The sequence below is a fragment of the Colwellia sp. E2M01 genome (assembly GCF_018860585.1).
Taxonomy (GTDB): Bacteria; Pseudomonadota; Gammaproteobacteria; order Enterobacterales; family Alteromonadaceae; genus Colwellia.
Genome location: NZ_JAHKPR010000071.1, coordinates 1 through 25474 on the forward strand (window position 1 = coordinate 1; position 25474 = coordinate 25474).

Below are 25474 nucleotides of genomic sequence, written 5' to 3' on the forward strand. Positions count from 1 at the left end.
AGAAAAAAGGGTTCAATGTTTTCACATTGAACCCTTTTTTCTAGTAAGTAACCTGATATCGAGTTAATAAATCATTCTCTAGCAGCTATTTCCTCTACTTTATATCGTTAAATTTACTTACAACAGACCCTAAATAACCCAGCTTATAACTATTAACTTACTTTTTTACTTGTTGCTATTACTTTCAACAATTACATCAACTTGGCGTTTATTATCTTGTTGTGAAATAACCACGCGCATTAACTCTTCAGCTTGTTGGTACTTAAGTGTTAAACGTTCAAGTTTTACTTCTTGATTATACGGCTCACCAAAGGCTTCTTGGTAAAAGTCGATTACTTCATCTTTACTTGCGTTAGTAAAGTAATTTAAAACAGCAGGTAAATTATCGCTATATTCTGCAAATATTGTCGCGTCTGCCATCGCTGGAATATCAATAACGCCATTTTTTCTTACCACGTTAACCGCTACTTCTTCTTCAATAACTACAGGCTCTTCAAGCACTTTTTCTTCCACAACAGGTTGTGGCTTAGGCTCGGGAGTTGATGTACAACCTGAAACAGCAACGGTTAATATACTAAGTAAGGTCAAATGCTTAATAGCTTGTTTTACTTTCATTTTTATTACTTCCATTCGAATTTATTTTTATATATCTTTTAAATATATATGATTTTTAGTACTAACGCGATAACCGCAACATAAATAGCAAAAAAAACTCTATAACTATATATCTATAACTACACAGTTATAGAGAGAAACTAGGCTTGCTCTAAACTTTCTGAGCGAACCATGTCTTCATAGTAATCAACCCATAATGCAGTCGCACCACAAATAGCTACAGGCATTACTAATAAATTTACTATTGGGATCATAGAAAACACCGCAACAGTTATCCCAAAACTATAACTAAGGCTTTGGTTTTGTTTTAACAATTGCTTCATTTGTGTGAATGGAATTTTATGATTATCAAAAGGGTAATCTTTATATTGAATGGCCATCATCCATGATACAAATAAAAACCAAATAATTTGTCCGAAAACAGGTAAAACCCATAATATAATAAAAAAGCCGAGAGCTCTAGGTATGTAATAAACCAGCTTTTGCCATTCTCTATGTAATGTTCTTGGGACATCTTTCACTATATCGAGCATATCACCAGTAGGTACAGGTTGACCATGTAAAATAGACTCCATCTTCTCAGATAATAATCCATTAAATGGCGCTGCTAACCAGTTGGCGACGGTACTGAACAAAAAAGAAAATACCACTAAAACCGTTAACACGGCTAAGGGCCATAAAACAACGCTTAACCAATTAAGCCAGCTCGGTAACCAAGACATAAGGCTGTCAATATGAGTACTTAACTCTAAGTAAACATAATAAAATGCATAACTAAATAGTAATATATTGATAAATAAAGGAATAAAAACAAATCGGCGAATACCTTTTTGTCTTATTAAGCTAAAACCTTTAAAAAAATAGCTTGCACCATTATCTATAATAATTTTTTTTTGGGGGGGAATAGGTGTCGATGGCATGTGATTAAAATAATCCTAAGTGACTGATATTCATCAAGTGAGTATAAAAGCTTCTTTCGTACATTTACAGCATTAACTTGTTACAAATGGCGTAAATTTCTGATAAAGTTTCTTGCTAATATATAGCGACAATAATCGCGTGAACAATTGTAATCAAAAGAGTAGATAGGCTCGAAAATGGAAGATAACTTTAGAAACGTCTTAATTATACTTAGTGCTATTGTCATTACTGCAATTTTTATTCATGGATTGTGGACAATTAGAAAGCAAAAAAATCCTTATAAATTAAAAACATCGAAGAATAAAGTAGAGCCTGTTACAAGAGATTTTGATCAAAAAGGTTTTGATCAAGATGGTGTAAGCCAAGTTAAAATCAGTAAGAATGAAAATATGCCAGCTTATGGCAATAGAAAAGTTAACAAAACTAATTTCTCAGGTTATAACACGGGAAGGCATCAATTAGGGCAAAGTCAGAGATTTCAACAGCGTGACATTCTTGCTAATACCGGTGAAATAAATCTTAATGAAACACAATTAGAGACTGAACGCTCACAAGCGCCAAATAACATGTCGAATACAGCCTTAGATAATGCTGTTGAAAGTGATTGGTTTAAAGACGAGTTAAACACCGTTGCTGATACTTTGTCACAGCCCATAAATAATAAGCCCGAAGCAGGTCAACATGAAACACTAGAACCCTCTACTGAGAGTAATAGCCACAGCCAATTTACTAAAGATGAATTAGGTGATGCGCTAACACCTAATCAAGCTGTAACAACAGAAAAGCCGGCTGATCCGGTCGCAAAACCAGTGAAAAAAGCGCCAGCTAATATTGAACCAGTTTATGAACAACCCGTTTCTAGAGCAAAGCCTGAACGTGCTCCCGTTAACCGTTCAACAAGCAATAGGGCGCCTACTAAAGCTGAATTAAAGCGCGATCAAATGGAAATAGATTTTGATAATCAGCCTAATGTAAAACCGATTAAACCATTAACACCTAAAGAAAAAACACCTAAAGAAAAAGCACCAAAAGAACAAACGTCTAAAGAGCAATTAGAGCCACAGGTTATTATTTTATCTGTGGTCATGCCTCAAAATCAGCAAATGTTAGGTGCTGCTTTATTACCAAGCCTACTCACTTTGGGTTTAAAGTATGGTGAAATGAATATTTTCCATCGCCATCAAGATAATGCTGGTAACGGTAAGGTAACTTTTAGCTTAGCTAATATTATGAATCCCGGCTCTTTTGATTTAGACAATATGGAAACATTTGCTACACAAGGCGTTAGCTTATTTATGACATTACCAAATGCTGGCGATCCTTTTGCTGTATTTGAACAAATGCTTAAAGCTGCTAAACAGCTTGCACAAGAATTTAATGGTCAACTTCTTGATGATAAACGTAATGTTATGACCAAACAAACAGAGCAGCATTACGTTAGTAAAATACGAGAATTTGCTCGCTTGAGCCGTATTGCCCGAGCGGAATAAATATTAGCTCGCACTTAATTGACATTTATTCTCATGAGAAAGCTGTTGTCGATACAGTGATAGACTTCTGGTAGTACGACTAAATATAAAAACGGGCTATTGTCCGTTTTTCTACGTTTACACTCGCTATTTATTTTCGCTATTGCAGCACGCTTTGTTGCAGTGGCGTAAGTCACAATAATAAAACTTTAGTGAATAATTATTATGTTAAATCCCCAAGAACAAATTAGTCAAATACAACAACAACTTAATCAATATAACCATGAGTATTATGTGCTTGATCAACCAAGCGTACCTGATGTTGAATACGATAGATTAATGCAGGCATTGATTAAGTTAGAGGCTGAAAACCCCGCGCTTAAAACACTTGACTCACCTAGTCAGAAAGTTGGTGGGCAAGCGTTAAAAGCCTTTACTCAAGTGACTCATCAATTGCCAATGCTCTCACTGGATAATGTTTTCTCATTAGAAGACTTTCATAGTTTTGTTAAGCGTGTAAAAGACAGATTAAATAACACACAGGCATTAGTGTTTTGTGCAGAGCCTAAATTAGACGGTTTAGCGGTAAGTTTGCGCTATGAAAATGGGCAACTTGTACAAGCCGCAACGAGAGGTGATGGCAGTGTTGGTGAAAATATCACGACTAATATACGCACCATTAAATCTATTCCATTAAAGTTACGAGGTACGTTAGGCAAAGATTTTCCGGCTATTGTTGAAGTGCGTGGTGAGGTGTTTATGCCTAAGGCAAGCTTTAACGCCTTAAATGAGTTAGCTAAAAAGCGTGGTGAAAAAGGTTTTGCTAATCCGCGTAATGCCGCCGCAGGAAGTTTACGACAACTTGACTCAAAGATTACCGCAAAACGAAACTTAGCTTTTTACGCGTACAGTTTAGGTTTTGTTGGAAATACTACATCGAGTGAAGGTGTTGATGTTACAGATATTCAAGATAAAAGCGAAAGTATAGATTTAACAGAATTGTTTTTTGCTAATTCACACCACGCAAGACTTTGCCAAATTAAGGCATTAGGTTTACCTATGTGTCCAGAAGTGCGTTTGCTAGAAACGGAACAAGCCTGTGATGCTTTTTATCAAGATATTCTAACAAAACGTAGCGGTTTAAGTTATGAAATTGACGGTACGGTATTAAAGGTTGATGATATTGCCTTGCAAAAACGTTTAGGTTTTGTTGCTCGAGCGCCACGTTGGGCGATTGCTTATAAGTTTCCTGCAGAAGAAGAGTTAACTACGGTTGATGATGTTGAGTTTCAAGTAGGTCGTACAGGGGCAATTACACCGGTAGCACGGTTAAAGCCTATTTTTGTTGGTGGCGTAACCGTATCGAATGCAACATTACACAATCAAGATGAAATAAACCGTTTAGGGTTAAAAATCAACGACACGGTTGTTATCCGTCGTGCTGGAGATGTTATTCCACAAATAGTCAGTGTAGTTATTGATAAACGACCTGATAACGCTGTTGATATTGTATTTCCAACTAGATGTCCGGTTTGTGATTCGGCGGTTGCTAAACCCGAGGGTGAGGCCGTTTTACGCTGCACCGCAGGCTTGTTTTGCGCGGCGCAAAGAAAAGAAGCAATTAAACACTTTTCCTCTCGAAAAGCTCATGATATAGACGGTTTAGGCGATAAACTGGTTGAGCAATTAGTCGATGAAAAATTGATTAGTACTCCTGCAGATTTGTTTAGACTCACCGAAATTCAAGTTAGTACAATGGAGCGAATGGGCAAGAAATCGGCGACCAATTTAATCGCAGGTCTTGAAGCTGCTAAAAATACAACCTTACCTAAGTTTATATACGGGTTAGGTATTCGTGAAGTTGGTGAGGCAACTGCGGCTAATTTAGCTAATCATTTTTGTACATTAGAATCGATTCAAACCGCTTCATTGGAAAGTTTACAAAAGGTCTCTGATATAGGAGGAATTGTTGCTAAAAACATTATTAACTTCTTTAAAGAAGAGCATAACCTTGCGGTAGTTTCTGACTTGAGAGAAATTATGAATTGGCCTGATATTGAAGTAAAGTCTGCAGATGAACAACCACTAACGGATCAAACTTTCGTTTTAACAGGCACATTAACACAAATGGGAAGAGCGGAAGCTAAAACCGCTTTACAGTCTTTAGGTGCTAAGGTGTCTGGCAGTGTTTCAAAAAACACTCATTATGTTGTTGCTGGCGACAAAGCCGGTTCAAAATTAACGAAAGCACAAGATTTAGGCATTGAAGTTTTAACAGAAGATGCTCTAGTGGTGCTATTAAAGGAGCATGGTATTACGTTTTAGTTTGATCAGCGAGAGTCTTTTAAAAAGAGTAAATAGACGATAAGTTTATTTACTCTTTTTTTATTGTAGCTAACTTTATAATAAGGCTAAATAATAGTAGGAAGTTATAGCGGTAAGGTTAAATTGCCTGCTTTTTAGTTAAATGCCAAAAGGCATAACTGGCAACAAAAAATAACACCATAGGATAAAAAGCATAGCTAGCAATAGCAAGTGGTGATACTTGTAAGCTCGCACCTAGTAGAAGTATTTGAGCGCCGTAGGGCAGAAGCCCTTGGTTAATACAAGAAAAGATATCAAGTAAACTTGCGGACTCAGCAGGAGATAATTCACCTTTTTCCGCGATGTTCTTTGCTGTATCACCGCTGACAATAATTGAAACCGTATTATTGGCGGTAAAAAAGTTAACAATAAAGGCAAGTCCTGCCACACCTAAACCTGCGGCTCGTTTATCGTTGTTAGGTATTAGTTTTCTAGCTATGTTTTCTATAAAGCGAGTGAGTGCAGCCAAGCCACCTTGTTGTCGAACTAGTTCGCTTAATCCACCAATAAACAGAGATAATATAAAGATATCTTGCATATTAGAAAAACCGGCAGTGATATCTGTTAACCACTCAGATAATTGATAGTTATTATTTAACATCCCAATCGTTGCAGCTAAAATAATACCGAATATTAAAACAACAAATACATTAACGCCAATCAGAGCTAATACCAAAATAACTACATAGGGAATTAAACCGCTAATAGCCGCTTCACTGTTAACAGTATTATTCACCTCACTTCCTAGCAGCGTAAATAGTATTAAGCATATCACTGCTGCAGGTATCGCAAACTTAAAGTTAACTTTAAATTTATCTTTCATTTCTGCACCTTGGCTACGCGTAGCGGCAATAGTAGTATCAGAGATAATTGATAAGTTATCGCCAAAAATAGCTCCTGAGATCAAGCAGCCTGCAACCAGTGCAGCATCTAAACTTGCTGAGTCAATAAAGCCAAGCGCAACAGGGGAGATAGCAGCGATTGTTCCCATTGATGAACCCATTGCCGTAGAAAGAAAAGCGGCAACTAAAAATAAACCTGGTAATAATAAATAATCAGGAAATATGGCCAAACCTAACTGTACACTGGCATCAACACTACCTGTTGATTTAGCGACAACAGCAAAAGCACCAGCGAGTAAATAAATAACGCACATAGTGGTGATGTTGTTATGGCCTGCGCCACGAATAAATTGCTCTATTTGTTTATCTACGGTTGTTTTTGTTAATAACTTTCCGATGATAATTGATAAAATAATAGCAGGAATTATAGCAATGCTAGCGGGCAATTGATAAAAAGCAAAATCAACACCTTGTAAGGTTAAGATGATACCTGTACCGAGAAATAACCCCAAAAAAAGCGCAAAAGGCAGTAATGAGAATAAGTGTTTTTTAGAGCGCTTTGATGCCGTGTTTATTTCAGTCATATTAATTAGATTACTTTGGTAACGAGTGAGATACTTGTTTATTTGTAAAATAGAATATTATTTAACGGTATTTACTCTTTAGTGATAAATCACTGCTTATAAAAAAGTCAATTACCTAAGTAATTGACTTTTAGTGCGTAAGCTATACAAGTAAACATTATTGATAAGAAAAAAGCCATTAACAATGGTTGTGTAAAGCGTTGTAAACTAGCTTTACTCTACTGCTTTTAGTACTAGTTAAAGTGTTTAGGTACTACTAACCTAGGGCTTGAGTTTGTTCATCAGCCCAAGCAAGCGCTTCATTATAATGTTCTACCACTTTATCTTTATCTAGTTTTAATTTTTCCATGACCGTTGCCGTTTTATCCCATTCAGCTTGCTCAATAAGTTCAACGAGCTTGATTAATGCGGCCATAACACCTTTTTTCGTCAATAAAGGCTCTTTAATATTACTAGATAATGGTAATTTCTCTAATATAATTGCCATCTCCTCATCTAATATCGCATCAATCATCGATAATAAGCCTGTTAAAAAAGCAATGGAAACATCTAGTTGCGAACGAATATCTTCAGCCACCAATTCACAAAACTTAGCTCTAGTCATAGCTAAATTAATTAACTCTGAAGGCTTATCTGGATTTGCAGTGACGGCAAACATTAAACCAATAAAGCGTTTTAACTCACCAAACCCAAGGATAACCAAGGCTTGTTTGATGGTTGATACTTCACTGCGGCGCTTAAATATCGCTGAGTTGGCATAACGTAATAGTTTATAAGATAGTGAAACATCGCGCTCAAAAACACTGGTAATGTTGTTTAAGTCTAACTCTGTTTTAGAGGTTTCATACAGTAATTCTGCCATGGCTATTTGAGATGGGTTTAAGCTCTTTGCTTTCATCATTTCAGGTTTAGCGAAAAAATAGCCTTGGAAATAATCAAAACCTAATTGTAGCATTTGATCATACTCTTCATAAGTTTCTACTTTTTCAGCAAGCATTTTAATATGGGGGTAATCTTTTACTGCAGTTAATACTTTTTTAATCTCTTCTAGGTTACTTATTTGTATATCAATTTTAATGATCTTTACATAAGGGAAAAAATGTAGCCAAACACTTTGATGCTCGTAGTCGTCTAATGCTAAAACATAGCCTTTACTGTGTAAGTCTTTACACAAAGATAATAGCTTTTTACCTGGTTTTATCGTTTCAAGAATTTCTACAACAAGCTCTTCAGGCGCAAGCATTTCAGGGTAGCCTTGAATTAATGTCTCAAGGGTGAAGTTAATAAAAGCAGGTTTGTTGCCGGTAAATTCAGATATACCCATATTGAATTGACTCGCTTCGATCATCTTACTCGTTGCTTCATCGCCATCAATATCTGGAAACACATTATCTATGCCGTCACGGAAAAGTAATTCATAAGCAAACAGGTTTTTGCTTTTATCTAAAATAGGTTGTCTTGCAGCATAAAAGTTCATAAATATAGGTAACTAGCTCAGTTTTAAAGTTAATTATACTTTAATATATGGTATAGCTGTTTTTTTTGCATTGTTTTTTTTGCATTGTTTTAAACATTATTTGTTTAGCATTAATTAAATTACCTCTATATTGCTCAATGTTTAAACATAGCGCTTGTCTGTTAATCGAACTATTAATAGTTAAGTAATCGTCAAGTAATAATGAAGAGTACAAGCTCGTTGAGTACTAAGGTTTCATTATGCTACTAACTTTGATACGTTATCAGTATGTTAAATCTAATAATTAATAACAAAGGTAACTATTTTGGCTATTGGTACTCTCATCTCCTTAACACTCTATTTTATTGTAATGCTCCTTATTGGCTTATACGCGTTTAAAAAGTCAACCAGTGATATTTCAGGTTATATGCTTGGAGGGCGCAGTTTAACTCCGAGTGTAGCCGCGCTTTCTGCTGGTGCGTCAGACATGAGCGGCTGGATGTTAATGGGCTTGCCTGGCGCTATGTATATTAGTGGCGTGAGTAGTTTGTGGATTGCTATTGGCTTGGTTATCGGTGCTTTTTTAAATTACTTATTTGTTGCTCCTAGATTAAGAACCTATACCGAAGTTGCTAATGACTCGATAACTTTGCCTGATTTTTTCGAAAATAGATTTAATGATAAATCACGTTTATTAAGAATAGTTTCATCTGTTGTCATTGTTATATTTTTTACTTTATATACTTCAAGTGGCGTTGTTGCTGGTGGTAAGTTATTTGAAAGCTCATTTGGTTTAAATTATGAGGTCGGCTTATATGTTACAGCCAGTGTTGTTGTTGCTTACACCTTGTTTGGTGGTTTTTTAGCGGTCAGCTTAACTGACTTTGTACAGGGCTGTATTATGTTTGTTGCTTTGGTATTGGTACCTATTGTGGCAATTAATGAAGTTGGTGGTATTAGTGAAATGCATAATACTATTGAGACAATAAACCCTGATCTTTTAGATATATTTAGTGGTGTTGGCGCTATTGGTATTATTTCAGCAATGTCGTGGGGGTTAGGTTACTTTGGTCAGCCTCATATTATTGTTCGTTTTATGGCAATAAGAAGTGTAAATGATATGCCTAAAGCCCGTCGTATTGGTATGAGTTGGATGGTTATTGCTATTATAGGAGCCATGACTACAGGTTTAGCTGGTATTGCTTATGTCGCTAAAACAGGAACAAAGTTAGGTGATGCCGAGACCATTTTTATCGTGTTATCACAATTATTGTTCAATCCGCTTATTGCAGGTTTTTTATTAGCAGCAATATTAGCGGCAATAATGAGTACAATATCTTCACAGTTATTGGTAACTTCAAGTTCACTAACAGAAGACTTTTACAAAGCCTTTTTACATCGTGATGCAACTGAAAAACAATTGGTACTTGTAGGTAGAATATCTGTCTTTATTGTGGCTTTAGTAGCTATATACTTAGCATATGATCGTAATAGTAGCATTTTGAGTTTGGTTAGTAATGCATGGGCTGGTTTTGGTGCTGCTTTTGGTCCTGTTGTTTTAGGTGCTTTATATTGGAAAGGGATGACTAGAAATGGCGCTTTAGTTGGTATGATAAGTGGTGCTGCAACCGTTATTATTTGGACCTATGCACCAATTACTATTAATGGTCAAACGTTAGGGAGCATAATGTATTCAATTGTACCTGGCTTTATTATTTGTTCATTAGCTATTTATGTTGTGAGCAAGCTGTCGCCAGAAGTTGGTGAAGATATTGAACAAACCTTTGATAAAATGCTAACACAACATCACTAGTTTACATTTTAATAACTGTTAAATAGAGTTAACGTTAAAAACAAAAGCGAGTTACTTTAAGTGATTCGCTTTTTTTTGTTACTTTTATTTGATTGATAAATTTTATAGTAAAAAATTATCAAAAACGTCACAGTGCTGATCATAATTTGAAGTTGTTCACATTAGTGATTTTATGCTAGAATCGCGTTAATTTTTTAACCTTAGATTATTTTACGTTGTTACTCTTATTAGCTGTTTATTAAATGTTAGTGATGAGTGCTTGTTTTACTCTTAGCAAGACTAAAATTAATCTAAAAATAGACCACAGGTCTGGAGTTTATATACAAATGAGTTTTGATACTATTGAACAACGCGTTAGCTATGGTGTAGGTCGTCAATTAGGTGACCAATTACGCAACAACCCTTTTAAAGAGTTTGATGTTACTGCTGTGCAAGCAGGTATTGCAGACGCTCTTGTTGATGCAGCTAGCCAAGTTTCAGATGAAGATCTAAACGCAGCATTTTCTGTTATTTCTCAAAAATTACAAGAGCTAGAGCAAGCAGCAGCAAAAGAAGCGGCAGCTGAAGGCGAAGCCTTTTTAGCTGAAAACGCTAAACGTGAAGAAGTAACTGTTACCGAATCAGGTTTACAATACGAAGTAATCACTACTGGTGATGGTGAAAAACCAGCAGCAGACAGCACTGTATCTGTTCATTATCACGGTACTTTCGCAAATGGCGATGTATTTGATAGCTCTGTTCAACGTGGTCAACCGGCTGAGTTCCCAGTTAACGGCGTTATCGCTGGTTGGACTGAAGCATTACAATTAATGACTGAAGGTAGTAAGTGGAAGTTAACTATCCCTTATTCTTTAGCTTACGGCGAACGTGGCTCACAAGGTGCTATTCCTCCTTACGCTACGTTAGTTTTTGATGTTGAATTATTAAGCATTAAGTAATAAAGAAAGAATACTGATTAAGCCCTCAATGAGGGCTTTTTTTTAAGTGAAAACTAATTACTTGATTAAATAGCTACGTAAGTTTTATTTAATCATATAAATTAAGTGCATTTGTTGCTTGTATAACCCTGTAAGGAAATAACTACCATGTCAATTGAGCTAAAATTACAACACCTATTTAAGTGTTACCAAGAAGCTTTTTCTGAATATGATATTGATAAAGTTAGCCGTTGTTATCATTTACCATGCACATTGAATACGCCAGAACAAATTACCTTACTGAGCAGTGATGATGATTGCCAGGAAGAGTTTACAACTATTTTTTCTCAGCTTAAAGATGGCAATGTTAGCAGTATACACGCCAATAAATCGTCTTATACTGTGATGTCAGACACACTTTGTTTAGTTTGTATTGAGTGGGACTTTATTGATGATAAAGGTGATGTTTTTGCCGACTTTGCAGCTATTTATCATGTGCTAGATATAGGTGAAAACCTAAAGATAGTTAATGTTACTTCCCATGACTTAGAGTGCTCGTTGAGTCTCAATGAATCATTTAGCTGGTAAAATAAAACATTGTTTAAAGTAATGCATATTAAGTAATAGATAAAAATATATAGAGAACACAATGAAAGTAAAAGTAGCTATTTTAGGGTGTAGCGGCCGTATGGGGCGTAATTTGATCCAAGCCGCGCATGAACATGAAAGTATTGAATTAGTTGGTGGTAGCGTACGTAGTAGCTCATCTTTTGTTGATTTTGATTTAGGTGAATTAGCAGGTATTGGTGCTATTGGCCTTAAAACTTCAACAGAGTTATCTCAATTAGTTGCCGCTGATGTATTTATTGATTTTACTTCAATAGAAACCACGTTAGAAAACATTAGTTGGTGTAATGCTAATAATAAATCATTAGTGATTGGTACAACCGGCTTTACTGATGAACAAGTGCAAGTAATTGAAAAAGCAGGAAAAACAATGCCTGTTATTTTAGCGCCTAATACCAGTGTTGGTGTTAATTTAATGTTTAAGCTATTACAAATTACCGCAAAAGCAATTGGCGACTATACTGATGTAGAAATTTTTGAAGCACATCACCGATTCAAAAAAGATGCGCCATCAGGTACTGCAGTTAAAATGGGGCAGGTAATTGCGGATACTTTAGGTCGTGATTTAAACAAGGTTGCGGTTTACGGTCGCGAAGGTATTACTGGTGAACGCGACAAAGAAACCATAGGTTTTGCAACCGTCCGCGCAGGCGATATTGTTGGTGAACACACCGCTTTTTTTGCTGATATCGGTGAGCGCTTGGAAATTACCCATAAAGCAAGCTCACGCATGACTTTTGCGCTTGGTGCTATGCGTGCAGCATTTTGGTTAAAAGATGCCGATGCAGGTTTTTATGACATGCAAGACGTACTTGGATTAAAAGATTAATATTAATTTCATGATGTTTAATCAGCGTGAAGTTTAATAGATAAGTTGTCTTTTTAGTGCTTTGACGAGTAAAACTCAGGAAAAGCCAGAAAAGACAGTGTTTTTATGTTTTATTACTAGACGAAAGAACGCTACAAGCGTAAAATAAGTGGATTTTGTCAAAAATTTAGCTGAAAAGTGGTTTTTGACACTTTCAATATGTTTGAATTTTAGGATTTAACGTTAAGTTTAGCGCCTAAATTTAATTTCTAAATTCAGACTTTAATGTACAGGAAGTACAGAACAAGGCAAATGCAAGGAGCAATTGCTGTTTTATGCGCGTTTACGTTTATTTCTTCTTTGGAGGTTACATTGGCTACATCTGCTATTTTAGTGCTTGAAGACGGCACTGTTTTTAAAGGCACCGCAATTGGTGCACAAGGATCGGCTGTTGGTGAGGTGGTATTTAATACCTCAATGACAGGTTATCAAGAAATTCTTACCGATCCATCATATGCAGAGCAAATTATTACCCTGACTTACCCGCACATTGGTAACACAGGCACTAATAGCGAAGATAAAGAATCTAACAGAATTGTTGCTAAAGGTCTTGTTATTCGTGATTTGCCATTACTTGCTAGTAACTTCCGTAATGAACAAAATTTAAGCGATTACTTAATCGCTAATAATATTTTAGGTATTGCCGATATCGATACCCGCAAATTAACACGCATTTTGCGTGAAAAAGGTGCGCAAAACGGCTGTATCTTAACGCTTGATGATGTGAACGACGAAACACAAACTGCTGAAGCGCTTACCCAAGCAAAAGCATTTCCAGGTCTTAAAGGTATGGATTTAGCCAAGGTTGTTTCAACTAAAGAGCAATACCAGTGGACTGATGGTAGCTGGGAACTTGGTAAAGGTTTCATTAAACCTGATAATCTAGAATTTCACGTAGTAGCTTATGATTTTGGTGCTAAAGCTAACATTTTGCGTATGTTAGTAGACCGTGGTTGTAAGTTAACGGTAGTTCCTGCACAAACGCCAGCAAGCGAAGTACTTGCAATGAACCCTGACGGAATATTCTTATCAAATGGCCCTGGTGATCCAGAGCCATGTACGTATGCTATTGAAGCAATTAAAAGTTTCTTAGAAACAGACATTCCAGTGTTTGGTATTTGTTTAGGTCATCAATTACTTGGCCTAGCAAGTGGCGCAAGCACAGTGAAAATGAAATTTGGTCATCACGGTGCTAACCATCCAGTGAAAGACTTTGCACGCGACGTAGTTATGATCACTTCACAAAACCATGGTTTTGCTGTTGATGAAGCAAACTTACCAAGTCACTTAGAAGTTACTCATAAATCATTATTTGACGATTCATTACAAGGTATACATCGTACCGACAAACCAGCATTTAGCTTCCAAGGTCACCCTGAAGCAAGTCCTGGTCCGCACGATGCAGCGCCGTTATTTGATCATTTTATTGATTTAATTAAAGTATTTAAAGAAAGTAAATAGACTCACAAGACAAGAGAGATAGAGAACCATGGCAAAAAGAACTGATTTAAAAAGTATCTTGATCTTAGGCGCAGGACCAATCGTAATTGGCCAAGCCTGTGAGTTTGATTATTCTGGTGCGCAAGCATGTAAAGCATTACGTGAAGAAGGTTACCGAGTTATTTTAGTTAACTCTAACCCTGCAACCATAATGACAGACCCAGAGATGGCTGATGCAACTTACATTGAACCTATTCATTGGGAAGTTGTGCGTAAAATCATTGAAAAAGAACGTCCTTGTGCGGTATTGCCGACAATGGGTGGTCAAACTGCATTAAACTGTGCACTTGAACTAGAAGCCAAAGGCGTATTAAAAGAATTTAACGTTGAAATGATTGGCGCGACTGCTGATGCAATTGATAAAGCAGAAAACCGTGAACGTTTCGACCAAGCAATGAAAAACATTGGTCTTGAGTGTCCTCGTGCAGAAATTGTACATACCATTCAAGAAGCGCACGATACGTCTACTCGTATTGGTTTCCCATGTATTATTCGACCTTCTTTTACTATGGGTGGCACCGGTGGTGGTATTGCTTATAACATGGAAGAGTTCGATGAAATTTGTACTCGTGGTTTAGACCTATCACCAACCTCAGAATTATTGATTGATGAATCATTAATTGGTTGGAAAGAGTATGAAATGGAAGTGGTTCGCGACAAAAATGATAACTGTATCATTATCTGTTCGATTGAAAACTTCGACCCAATGGGTATTCATACAGGTGACTCAATTACTGTTGCACCAGCGCAAACGCTAACAGACAAAGAATACCAAATCATGCGTAACGCTTCTTTAGCGGTATTACGTGAAATTGGTGTTGAAACAGGTGGTTCAAACGTACAGTTTGGTATTTGTCCAAATACTGGCCGTATGGTTATTATTGAAATGAACCCACGTGTATCACGTTCATCAGCATTAGCTTCTAAAGCAACAGGTTTCCCTATTGCTAAAATCGCAGCAAAACTTGCGGTAGGTTATACCCTTGATGAATTAACAAATGATATTACTGGCGGTAAAACACCAGCATCATTTGAGCCAACAATCGATTACGTTGTGACTAAGATCCCACGTTTCAACTTCGAAAAATTTGCTGGCGCAGAAGACAGATTAACGACGCAAATGAAATCTGTTGGTGAAGTAATGGCTATTGGCCGTAACCAACAAGAATCAATGCAAAAAGCATTACGCGGCTTAGAAGTTGGCGTAAATGGTTTTGACCCAATTGTTGATGTAACTAAAAAAGGCGCTAAGACTAAAATCATGCACGAGCTGCAAGAAGCTGGCGCTGACAGAATCTGGTATGTTGCCGATGCTTTTCGTCTAGGTTTAACTATTGAAGACGTATTTAACGCGACTAAAATTGACCGTTGGTTCTTAGTACAAATTGAAGACTTAATTAAAGAAGAAGCGAAAGTTGCTGAAGGTGGCATGAAGTCATTAACGCCTACTTACTTACGTCAATTAAAACGTAAAGGTTTTGCTGATTCTCGCCTTGCTGATGTTATTGGTGTTAGCGAGTCTGAAATTCGTAAAAAACGTGAAAAAGCACAGATTTTCCCTGTATACAAACGTGTAGATACTTGTGCCGCAGAGTTTAGCTCAGACACAGCTTACATGTATTCAACTTACGATGAAGAGTGTGAAGCTAACCCTACAGATAATGACAAAATCATGATCTTAGGTGGCGGGCCAAACCGTATCGGTCAAGGTATTGAGTTTGATTATTGTTGTGTACACGCGGCATTAGCATTACGTGACGATGGCTATGAAACCATCATGGTTAACTGTAACCCTGAAACGGTTTCTACCGATTACGATACATCTGATCGTTTATATTTTGAATCAATCACCTTTGAAGATGTGCTTGAAATTGTACGTATTGAAAAGCCAAAAGGCGTTATTGTTCAATACGGTGGTCAAACACCACTTAAATTAGCACGTGCTTTAGAAGCGGCTGGTGTACCAATTATCGGTACTTCACCAGATGCAATTGACCGCGCAGAAGATAGAGAACGTTTTCAACAAGCGGTTGACCGTTTAGGTTTATTACAACCTGAAAACGCAACAGTTACTTCATTAGATGAAGCAATGGCAAAAGCTGAAGCTATTGGTTTCCCATTAGTTGTACGTCCTTCTTATGTATTAGGTGGTCGCGCAATGGAAATCGTGTACGACTTAGAAGACTTACGTCGTTACATGACAGAAGCGGTAAGTGTTTCAAACGATTCGCCAGTATTACTTGATCACTTCCTTGATGATGCAATTGAAGTAGATATTGACGTAGTGTGTGACGGTACAGACGTTGTTGTTGGCGGTATTATGCAACATATTGAACAAGCGGGTGTTCACTCGGGTGATTCAGCCTGTTCACTACCGGTTTACAGCTTAAGCCAAGAAGTTCAAGACGTAATGCGTAAGCAAGTGACTGACTTAGCATTCGAGCTAGGTGTAATTGGCTTAATGAACACGCAAATGGCTGTTAAAGATGGCGAAGTTTACTTAATCGAAGTTAACCCACGTGCTGCTCGAACTGTGCCTTTCGTATCTAAAGCAACATCAGTACCGCTTGCTAAAGTTGGTGCGCGTGTTATGGCAGGTAAAACGTTGAAAGAGCTTGGCGTAACAAAAGAAATTATCCCTGATTACTTCTCAGTAAAAGAAGTGGTAATTCCTTTTAACAAGTTCCACGGTAGTGACCCATTAGTTGGCCCAGAAATGCGTTCAACAGGTGAAGTTATGGGTGTAGGTAATACGTTTGAGGAAGCGTTTGCTAAAGCCAACTTAGGTGCGGGTGTTTCGGTTCCTAAATCTGGCCGTACATTAATTTCTGTTCGTAACAGTGATAAAACACGTGTAGTTGACCTTGCTAAGCAAATGGTTGAACTAGGTTACGAGTTAGATGCTACTCATGGTACTGAAATTATTTTACGTGAAGCGGGTATTCCGGTTCGTCGTGTAAATAAAGTACAAGAAGGTCGTCCACATATTCTTGATAATATTAAGAATGGTGAATATAGCTACATAATCAATACTACTGAAGGTCGTAAAGCTATTGAAGATTCAAAAGTATTGCGTGGCGGCGCACTTCGTTATAAAGTGGCTTACACTACAACGTTAAATGCTGCTTTTGCTGCTGCACAAGCGCATTCTGCAGACGACAGAAATACGGTAACGTCTATTCAAGAGTTACATAAACGCTGTTAATTTATCGTCTATAGCAGCAGGTATTTTATATAGCCTGCTGATATCAATTTTTTAAAATGGTTTTTTCATCTGAAAAAACCATTTTTTGTTAAGCGCATTAAATAATCTAAGAACCTATTGTTAATCCTCAAGGATTTCGTTTTTTGTTATTTATCGTACATAAAACCAAATAAGAAGAGAAATATGACTAAATATCCAATGACATTAAAAGGCTCTGAAGCATTAAAAGCAGAGCTTACACAGTTAAAAACTGTTAGACGCCCTGAAATTGTTGCCTCAATTGCTGAAGCGCGTGAACACGGTGACTTAAAAGAAAATGCTGAATACCATGCTGCCCGTGAAGAACAAGGTTTTTGTGAAGGCCGTATACAAGAAATTGAAGGCAAGTTAGGTAATGCGCAGGTTATCGATATCACTAAAATTACCAATAGCGGTAAAGTGATTTTTGGGGTTACGGTTAAGTTGCTTAACATTGATACCGATGAAGAAGTTACTTACCAAATTGTTGGTGACGATGAAGCAAACATTAAAGAAAACCGTATCTCGGTTAACTCTCCTATTGCTCGCGGTTTAATTGGTAAAGAAGTAGATAGTGAAATTGAAATTAAAACGCCAGGCGGTTTAGTTGAGTACGAAATTATTAGTGTAGATCACATATAATTTTCATTAAAAGTTAACATTAATAAAGCACGCTAAATAGCGTGCTTTTTTTTTGCGCTATTTTTAGTGTTATTGTTAGCAAGTTTTAAACGGGTAATAACCAAATTTTGCCAGGTAAAATATTTTAATTTTTTAGTAAATTTTTCTTTGTATTTTGAAAAAAAAGTGCATAATTGCGAAAAATTTTTCCAGTGTTATTTTTATACCAATTCCGATAAGTTTGTGGTCTAGCTGTACAAAGGAAAAATTATTAAAGACAAGGCGCTTGATTGAGCAATAGCTGGCTATTGTGATTGAAAGCAACGCAGGGTTTAATTATTTTAACCAGTACAGGTGAACAATAATTTAGCGGACTTGGTATAACCAATTCCGATAAGTTTGTGGTCTAGTTGTACGAAGGAAGAATTATTAAAGACAAGGCGCTTGATTGAGCAATAGCTGGCTATTGTGATTGAAAGCAACGCAGGGTTTAATTATTTTTACCAGTACAGGTGAACAATAATTTAGCGGATTTGGTATTAAACTTAATTACGGTGTAAATTCCGTTTTTAACCTAGGACTTAGATAATTGAAAAGTATCTCTTCAAAAAATTGGTCAATTGATCGTGCAGCTGAGCTTTACGGTATTCGTGAATGGAGCTCAGGCTATTTTGATGTTAATGAAAAGGGCGAAATGGTTTGTAGTTTGTCATTTTCAGAAGAAAGTAAACCACTAAAAAAATCATCAAAGAAAGGTGCGGTAGAAGTACCTGAATCTTTGCTTGCAACTAGTGAGACTAAAGTTAATGTATCTTTAGTAGATATTATCTCTGGCATGAAAGAGCGCGGTATGGAAATGCCGGTATTACTTCGCTTTGAAAACCTAATTGAAGACAGGTTAACAAAATTAAATGAAGCCTTTGGTAATGCAATTAAAGCTAGTGGTTATAAAAATTATTACCGTGGTGTATTCCCTATTAAGGTGAATCAGCAAGCGCAAGTTATTGAAGAGATTTCTGAATTTGGTAGTCGCTACCATCACGGCCTTGAAGCAGGGAGTAAAGCTGAGTTAATTATTGCGTTAGCCAGTTTAACGGATAACGATGCCTGTATTGTTTGTAATGGCTACAAAGACGATGAATTCATTTCATTAGGCTTACATGCGATACAACTTGGCATTAACTGCTTTTTTGTGGTTGAAACCTTAAGTGAAATTCCATTAATTATTGCCGCGTCTAAAAAAATGAATGTAAAACCGTTAATCGGTGTGCGTTTAAAACTGGCTTCAAAGGTTGATGGTTATTGGAGTAGTGATAGTGGCGATCGCAGTATTTTTGGTCTAACAACCTCGCAACTTATGGAAGCGGTAGATCAGTTAAGAGCTGCCGATATGATTGATTGTTTACAATTATTACACTGCCATTTGGGTTCGCAAATTCCGAATATTCAAAATATTCGCAGCGGCGTGTTGGAAGCGTGTCGTTATTATTCTGAATTACGTAATGAAGGTGTGCCGTTAGGTTACTTAGATTTAGGTGGCGGTTTAGCGGTTGATTATGAAGGTGCTTATACCAATTCAACACACAGTATGAACTATAATCTTGATGAATATTGTGCCGATATTGTTGAAGCTATAATTGAAACGCTTGACCCATTAGGCATTGAACACCCAGTAATATTAACGGAGTCGGGCAGAGCAACTGTTGCATACTCATCGGTATTGTTATTTAACATTCTTGATGTAACACACTTTGAGCCAGCACCAATTCCGAAAGAGCTTGAAGATGATGCATCAGAGCTAGTTAAAAATATGCATGCGGTGTTAGATATTATCACCGTTAGAAACGTACAGGAATGTTTTAATGATGCTTCGCATTATCGTGATGAAATACGTGAGAACTTTCGCCGCGGACGCGAAACTTTACGTAGCAAAGCGTTAGGTGAGAATATTTATTTAGCAATATTGCAAAAAATAGTGGTGTTATTACCGCAAGTGAAACGTATATCAACAGAGTTAGAAAATTTACCAGAAAGTTTAGCTGATATTTATTACGGTAACTTTAGTGTGTTTCAATCATTACCGGATTCATGGGCAATAGATCAAATATTTCCTATCATGCCAATTCATCGTTTAGATGAAGTACCAACGCGTGATGCAATATTAGCTGATTTAACCTGTGATTGTGATGGTAAAATTGACAGCTTCACTGTTGATGGTTTACATCGTAAAACTTTACCAGTGCACGATGTAAAAGAAGGTGAAGATTACTTTTTTGGCGCATTTTTAGTAGGTGCTTACCAAGAAACATTAGGTGATTTACATAACCTATTTGGTGATACCAACGTAGTTAGTGTGCGTGTAAATAGCGACGGTAGCTATGATTACGTAAAAGAAATGGAAGGGGATAGTATTTCAGACGTATTAAGTTATGTTGAGTATTACCCTAAAGCGTTAACGGAGCGTTTTCGTCAACGTGCAGAAAAAGCGGTGAAATCAGGACATATTAATGTTGCAGAGCGCCAAACCATGCTGAAAAATTTCAGCGAAAGTCTGGGTGGGTATACTTACTTCGAAAAGTAACTTTGACAAAGAAGTTTATAAGTAAGTTTGACCTTCCCAATTTACGCAAAGCGTTAAGTTATGCTTAAGCATTCGCTAAGTATAAGCTAAGTAAACTCAACGCTTATTAAAAATATTAATGAAAGTGTTTTTTTAAGGAATTTATAATGACTAAAGTCATGATTGTTGGTGCTGGTGGTGTTGGCGGCGTTGTTGCTCATAAATGCGCCCAAGTTGCTAGCGTGTTCTCTGAAGTAGTATTAGCAAGTCGTACGGTTGCAAAATGTGATGCGATCGCTAAACAAGTTGAAGCGAAAACTGGCGTTAAAATGCGTACCGTACAAGTTGATGCGGACAATGTTCCAGAAATGGTGGCATTACTTAAAGAAGAAAAGCCTAAGCTAGTGATTAACGTAGCTTTACCTTATCAAGATTTACACATAATGGACGCGTGTTTAGAAGCAGGTGTACATTATTTAGATACAGCAAACTATGAGCCACTTGATACCGCTAAGTTTGAATATCATTGGCAATGGGCTTATCAAGATAAGTTCGAGAAAGCAGGCTTAATGGCATTACTTGGATCAGGTTTTGATCCGGGCGCTACCAACATGTTTACTGCGTATATTGCGAAGCATTACTTTGATGAAATTCATGAGTTAGACATTATTGATGTCAACGGCGGCGATCACGGTTACCCGTTTGCAACTAACTTTAACCCAGAAATTAATATTCGCGAAGTTACCGCAGAATGTCGTCACTGGGAAGATGGTGAGTTTGTCACAACTGATGCTATGAGTAAGTCAGCTAAATTTACTTGCCCAGACAATGTAGGTACTTTTGATATTTACCGTATGTACCATGAAGAATTAGAGTCATTAACTAAGCATTTTCCAACGTTAAAACGTGCACAGTTTTGGATGAGTTTTTCACAAAATTACCTCAACCATTTAGAAGTTTTAGGTAATGTAGGTATGACAGGCATTGAGCCAGTTGAATTTAATGGTCAATCAATTGTACCAATTCAATTTTTACGTCAATTACTGCCTGATCCGGCAAGTTTAGGGCCGCGCACTAAAGGCAAAACTTGTATTGGTTGTGTGGTTCGCGGTATTAAAGACGGCAAAGAGAAAATTGTTTACCTTTATAATATTTGTGATCATCAAGAATGTTATGCGGAAGTTGAATCACAAGCTATTTCTTACACCACAGGCGTACCAGCAATGATTGGCGCTAAAATGATGTTAGAAGGTAAATGGATGAAACCAGGCGTGTGGAACATGGAGCAACTTAACCCAGACCCATTTATGGAAGACATGAATAAGCACGGTTTACCTTGGAAAGTTATCGAATTAGATACCTTTTCTTTAGAGAGTATTTAGAGAGTCACTAGATAAGTAATTAGTTAAGATCTTTTTAGTAAGAAGTTAGTAAACGATTAATAATATTAACCACGAGCACTTAGTTCGTGGTTAATTCATTATGGGGCAAGTTATATATAGCTCCTATAAAGTTCTTTGTTTAAAGTGAATAAAAATGACAGCGAGTATTACTTTTTTAAACTTTGATTTAAACCGCGTGCCATCCCCTTGTTTTGTCGTTGATGAAGCGGTAATTGAAAAAAACTTACAAAAACTTCATTACGTGCAAACGCAAAGTGGCGCAAAAGTGTTAGCGGCATTAAAAGCGTTTTCTTTTTGGCAGTTAGGTGGATTAACAGGTAAATACCTTAGCGGTACTTGTGCCAGTGGTTTACATGAATTGTTATTAGGTAAAGAAGCTTATGGTGGTGAAACCCATGTGTTTTCTGCCGCTTATAAAGCTAACGAAATGACCGAGATATTATCTTTGGCTGATCACGTAGTGTTTAACTCATGCGGACAATGGCAACGTTTCCAAACTGAAATAAAAGCAGCTAAAGCACAGCGCCCGGAGTTAAAGTTTGGTTTACGTATAAACCCAGAGCATTCAGAAGGGACAACCCCTATTTACGATCCTTGTGCGCCAGGTTCACGTTTAGGTATTCCACTAAGTGAGCTAGATGAAAATAACCTTGAAGGTATTTCAGGCTTACACTTTCATACTCTTTGCGAGCAAAAATTTGAGCCTTTAGCGCGCACAGTTACCGCTGTTGAAGCAAAGTTCGGTCATCTTTTAGGACAAATGCAGTGGATTAACTTTGGTGGTGGTCACCACATAACTGCTGATGATTATGATGTTGAAGGTTTAATCACCCTAATTAAAAACTTTGCACAAAAGTATGATGTGCAAGTTTATATCGAACCCGGAGAAGCGGTTGCTATTCATAGTGGTGTTTTAGTCAGTGAAGTACTCGATATTACTTGGAATACGTTACCACAAGCAATACTTGATACCTCAGCAACGTGTCACATGCCAGATACATTAGAGATGCCATATCGCGCGCATATTTTAGATTCAGGTGAAGCTAATGAACTTGAACACACTTATCGCCTAGGCGGCATGACCTGTTTAGCAGGTGATGTAATGGGTGATTACAGTTTTGCCAAACCATTAGTTATTGGGCAACGTGTAGCGTTTGATGATATGTCACATTATACCATGGTAAAAACAAGTACTTTTAATGGTATAGGTTTACCGGCGTTAGCCTTGTGGAATTCAAAGACTGATGAACTAAAACTTGTAAAAGAGTTTGGTTATGATGACTTTAAAAACCGTTTGTCATAATTTACTTATTAATATTTAAAACATAACTTTAAGGAATACCCATGGATGAATTCGACAGCGAATATCCAATTTTTCTTGGCTCTGAAATAGCACAAGGCAAACCTGAAGATGCTTTGTTCCACGTTATTCCTGTACCTTATGAAGCAAGTGTTTCATACGGTGGCGGTACTAGTTTAGGACCGTCTGCGATATTAAAAGCCTCATGGCAATTAGAAGAGTGGGATGGTAAATCTAAACCGTGCGAGCAGGGTATTTATACTCATCCGGTAGTTGATTGTAGTGTTAGTCCTGAACAGGTTATTGAGAACATTGCTGCTGCGACTAAAATAGCCGGTGACTTTGCTAAAATTCCTGTGGTGTTAGGCGGTGAGCACACAGTAACTTATGGCGTTATCAAAGGTTTACTTGAAAGCGGTGTAGTTAACGTAAATGATATTGGCATTGTGCAAATTGATGCACACGCCGATTTACGCGATGCCTATGAAGGTGACAAATTAAGTCATGCTTCTGTGATGAAACGCATTGTTGATTTGGGTATTCCGTTATTTCAATTAGGTATTCGCGCGTTCTGCGAAGAAGAAGTTGAAACACGTAAAGCAGCGAATGTACATTTTATTGATGCTGATGACTTAGTACCGAATAACATTAATGAAATAACATTACCTGAAGATTTTCCAAAAAATGTGTTTTTTACTTTAGATATTGATGGCATGGATCCATCGGTATTTCCATCTACAGGTACGCCAGTGCCTGGCGGCTTAAGTTGGTATCAAACGTTGAGTTTATTTGAAAGTGTCGCTAAACAACGTAACATCATTGGTTTTGATATTATGGAATTTGCGCCGATTAATGGTTTCCATGCCTATGACTTCGCCGCATCATTTTTAACCTATAAAATGATGGGTATTGTTGAGCGTAATCGTTAATTATTAATAACTGTTTGCAGATATATTTTTGAAACCGCTGATCAAAAAAGCCAAGTGACACTCACTTGGCTTTTTCATTTTAGCACCTAAAACCTAGGTTTTAGATGCTAAACTCTAAATTATATTTTAGGAATTCTAATTTTCTTTTCAGCACTTTCACGGTAAATAATTAATGTTTTACCAATTACTTGTACTTTAGTTGCATTCGTTTCACGACAAATCGCTTCAACGATTAATGCTTTCGTTTCTTTATCATCAGTTGGAATTTTAACTTTGATTAATTCGTGATGATTAAGTGCATAGTCAATTTCAGCAACAACCGCTTCTGTTAAGCCATTATTACCTAATAAAACGATAGGTTTTAAAGAGTGTGCTACACCGCGAAGATGTTGAATTTGTTTTTTATTTAAGCTCATTACTAAATTTCGTTACCCGTTGCCTTGAATTGGGTCTATTTTACCCTTATCTAATCAGTAATACTAATTAGTTATAGTATTTTCATTAAGTTTATAAATTTTATTTCGATATCAATTTCGATATTAATTATAGGCGAAACATAAACCAACTAATGTAGTTAATTTAACATTAGCTAGTCATTAGGGTTGAGAGCAGCGCCAAGCTAAGGTATTTTAGCTTTACCTTAACAGGGATTAACGAGTTTACATCGAATACTTAATGAACTTTGTGCTAATGATTATTATAATTAGTGTTTCACTATTAAACTATTCCCCTCGCTAAAATCACCTTAAAGCTATTCTGAGTAAGAAAAAATATGGCCACTAAAAAGCATAAAGCCAGTAGTCAACGTTGGTTAGACGAACACTTTGAAGATGAATACGTAAAAAAAGCACAAAAATTAGGACTACGTTCACGCGCAGTTTTTAAAATTGAAGAAATAAACAACAAAGATAAATTAATAAAACCAGGCATGAAAGTTGTCGACTTAGGTGCTGCGCCAGGTGGTTGGTCTGAGTATGCGGTAAAAGCGGTTGGCGACAAAGGAAAGGTTATTGCTTGTGATATTTTGCCAATGGACTCAATTGTTGGTGTAGACTTCCTTGAAGGTGACTTTCGTGAAGAAGAAGTGCTTGATGCGTTATTAAATCGAATTAACGGCAGAAACATCGATGTTGTTATGTCTGATATGGCAGCGAACATGACAGGTAATGAAAGTGCCGATTCAGCGCGTAGTATGTATTTAGTTGAATTAGCTTTAGACATGTGTAGCGAAGTATTAAAACCTAATGGCTCCTTTGTGGTAAAAGTATTCCAAGGCGCCGGTTTTGAAGAATATATGAAAGCTACTCGTGCTGTTTTTAAAACCGTTAAAACCCGTAAACCAGAGTCATCAAGAGCACGCTCCAGAGAAGTATATTTGGTCGGTACAGGTTATAAAGGTTAGAAAGAAAAAATTTAAGTTGTAACGAGTTATTACTAACAACTAAAGTTAGATAGCTCAAAG

Annotated in this window: 19 protein-coding genes; 14 read left to right on the forward strand and 5 right to left on the reverse strand. The window is 36.9% G+C overall.

Going from position 1 to position 25474, the window contains the following annotated elements; all coding sequences use genetic code 11:
- Positions 1-165: 165 nt before the first annotated feature.
- Positions 166-615: a hypothetical protein gene (locus tag KO502_RS13770; RefSeq protein WP_216023141.1), complete on the reverse strand. Its 450-nt coding sequence runs from the start codon at positions 613-615 to the stop codon at positions 166-168.
- 140 nt (positions 616-755) lie between these two features.
- Positions 756-1535 (reverse strand): sulfate transporter CysZ, encoded by a 780-nt coding sequence (cysZ, locus tag KO502_RS13775; RefSeq protein WP_216023142.1) that lies wholly within the window; start codon positions 1533-1535, stop codon positions 756-758.
- Positions 1536-1712: 177 nt separating this feature from the next.
- Here cysZ and zipA point away from each other — a divergent pair, with 177 nt between their 5' ends.
- The gene (gene zipA / locus KO502_RS13780) at positions 1713-3026 is read left to right on the forward strand and encodes a cell division protein ZipA (protein ID WP_216023143.1); all 1314 of its coding nucleotides are present in this window, start codon (positions 1713-1715) and stop codon (positions 3024-3026) included.
- 204 nt (positions 3027-3230) lie between these two features.
- On the forward strand, positions 3231-5330 hold the full coding sequence (gene ligA, locus KO502_RS13785) for an NAD-dependent DNA ligase LigA (protein WP_216023144.1): 2100 nt from the start codon (positions 3231-3233) through the stop codon (positions 5328-5330).
- A gap of 118 nt (positions 5331-5448) precedes the next feature.
- On the opposite strand, the gene KO502_RS13790 is transcribed toward ligA, so the two are convergent.
- Positions 5449-6795, reverse strand: a complete 1347-nt coding sequence (locus tag KO502_RS13790; RefSeq protein WP_216023145.1) for a Na+/H+ antiporter NhaC family protein — start codon at positions 6793-6795, stop codon at positions 5449-5451.
- Between the two features lie 256 nt (positions 6796-7051).
- A complete protein-coding gene (locus KO502_RS13795; protein ID WP_216023146.1) occupies positions 7052-8272 on the reverse strand; it encodes an HDOD domain-containing protein in 1221 nt (406 codons plus the stop codon).
- A 304-nt stretch (positions 8273-8576) separates the two neighbouring features.
- Here KO502_RS13795 and putP point away from each other — a divergent pair, with 304 nt between their 5' ends.
- The 11 genes from putP (at position 8577) to speB (ending at position 24012) form a co-directional block, all read left to right on the forward strand.
- On the forward strand, positions 8577-10064 hold the full coding sequence (gene putP / locus KO502_RS13800; RefSeq protein WP_216023147.1) for a sodium/proline symporter PutP: 1488 nt from the start codon (positions 8577-8579) through the stop codon (positions 10062-10064).
- A gap of 320 nt (positions 10065-10384) precedes the next feature.
- Complete coding sequence (locus tag KO502_RS13805; protein WP_354668333.1) at positions 10385-11002, forward strand: FKBP-type peptidyl-prolyl cis-trans isomerase; 618 nt, start codon at positions 10385-10387, stop codon at positions 11000-11002.
- A 147-nt stretch (positions 11003-11149) separates the two neighbouring features.
- Complete coding sequence (locus tag KO502_RS13810) at positions 11150-11569, forward strand: hypothetical protein (RefSeq protein ID WP_216023149.1); 420 nt, start codon at positions 11150-11152, stop codon at positions 11567-11569.
- A 61-nt stretch (positions 11570-11630) separates the two neighbouring features.
- Positions 11631-12437, forward strand: coding sequence for a 4-hydroxy-tetrahydrodipicolinate reductase (gene dapB / locus KO502_RS13815; RefSeq protein ID WP_216023150.1), 807 nt, complete (start codon positions 11631-11633; stop codon positions 12435-12437).
- Between the two features lie 351 nt (positions 12438-12788).
- A complete protein-coding gene (carA, locus tag KO502_RS13820; RefSeq protein WP_216023151.1) occupies positions 12789-13937 on the forward strand; it encodes a glutamine-hydrolyzing carbamoyl-phosphate synthase small subunit in 1149 nt (382 codons plus the stop codon).
- 28 nt (positions 13938-13965) lie between these two features.
- Positions 13966-17181: a carbamoyl-phosphate synthase large subunit gene (carB, locus tag KO502_RS13825; RefSeq protein ID WP_216023152.1), complete on the forward strand. Its 3216-nt coding sequence runs from the start codon at positions 13966-13968 to the stop codon at positions 17179-17181.
- Positions 17182-17364: 183 nt separating this feature from the next.
- Positions 17365-17841, forward strand: coding sequence for a transcription elongation factor GreA (gene greA, locus KO502_RS13830; RefSeq protein WP_216023153.1), 477 nt, complete (start codon positions 17365-17367; stop codon positions 17839-17841).
- A gap of 568 nt (positions 17842-18409) precedes the next feature.
- Positions 18410-20401 carry a biosynthetic arginine decarboxylase gene (speA, locus tag KO502_RS13835; protein ID WP_216023154.1) on the forward strand — a complete coding sequence of 664 codons (1992 nt, stop codon included), beginning with the start codon at positions 18410-18412 and terminating at the stop codon, positions 20399-20401.
- A 146-nt stretch (positions 20402-20547) separates the two neighbouring features.
- Positions 20548-21762, forward strand: coding sequence for a saccharopine dehydrogenase family protein (locus KO502_RS13840; RefSeq protein ID WP_216023155.1), 1215 nt, complete (start codon positions 20548-20550; stop codon positions 21760-21762).
- Between the two features lie 154 nt (positions 21763-21916).
- A complete protein-coding gene (nspC, locus tag KO502_RS13845) occupies positions 21917-23086 on the forward strand; it encodes a carboxynorspermidine decarboxylase (RefSeq protein ID WP_216023156.1) in 1170 nt (389 codons plus the stop codon).
- A gap of 41 nt (positions 23087-23127) precedes the next feature.
- Positions 23128-24012 carry an agmatinase gene (speB, locus tag KO502_RS13850; RefSeq protein ID WP_216023157.1) on the forward strand — a complete coding sequence of 295 codons (885 nt, stop codon included), beginning with the start codon at positions 23128-23130 and terminating at the stop codon, positions 24010-24012.
- A 119-nt stretch (positions 24013-24131) separates the two neighbouring features.
- On the opposite strand, the gene yhbY is transcribed toward speB, so the two are convergent.
- Positions 24132-24428 carry a ribosome assembly RNA-binding protein YhbY gene (yhbY, locus tag KO502_RS13855; RefSeq protein WP_216023158.1) on the reverse strand — a complete coding sequence of 99 codons (297 nt, stop codon included), beginning with the start codon at positions 24426-24428 and terminating at the stop codon, positions 24132-24134.
- Positions 24429-24784: 356 nt separating this feature from the next.
- Here yhbY and rlmE point away from each other — a divergent pair, with 356 nt between their 5' ends.
- Positions 24785-25414 (forward strand): 23S rRNA (uridine(2552)-2'-O)-methyltransferase RlmE, encoded by a 630-nt coding sequence (gene rlmE, locus KO502_RS13860; protein ID WP_216023159.1) that lies wholly within the window; start codon positions 24785-24787, stop codon positions 25412-25414.
- Positions 25415-25474: the final 60 nt, after the last annotated feature.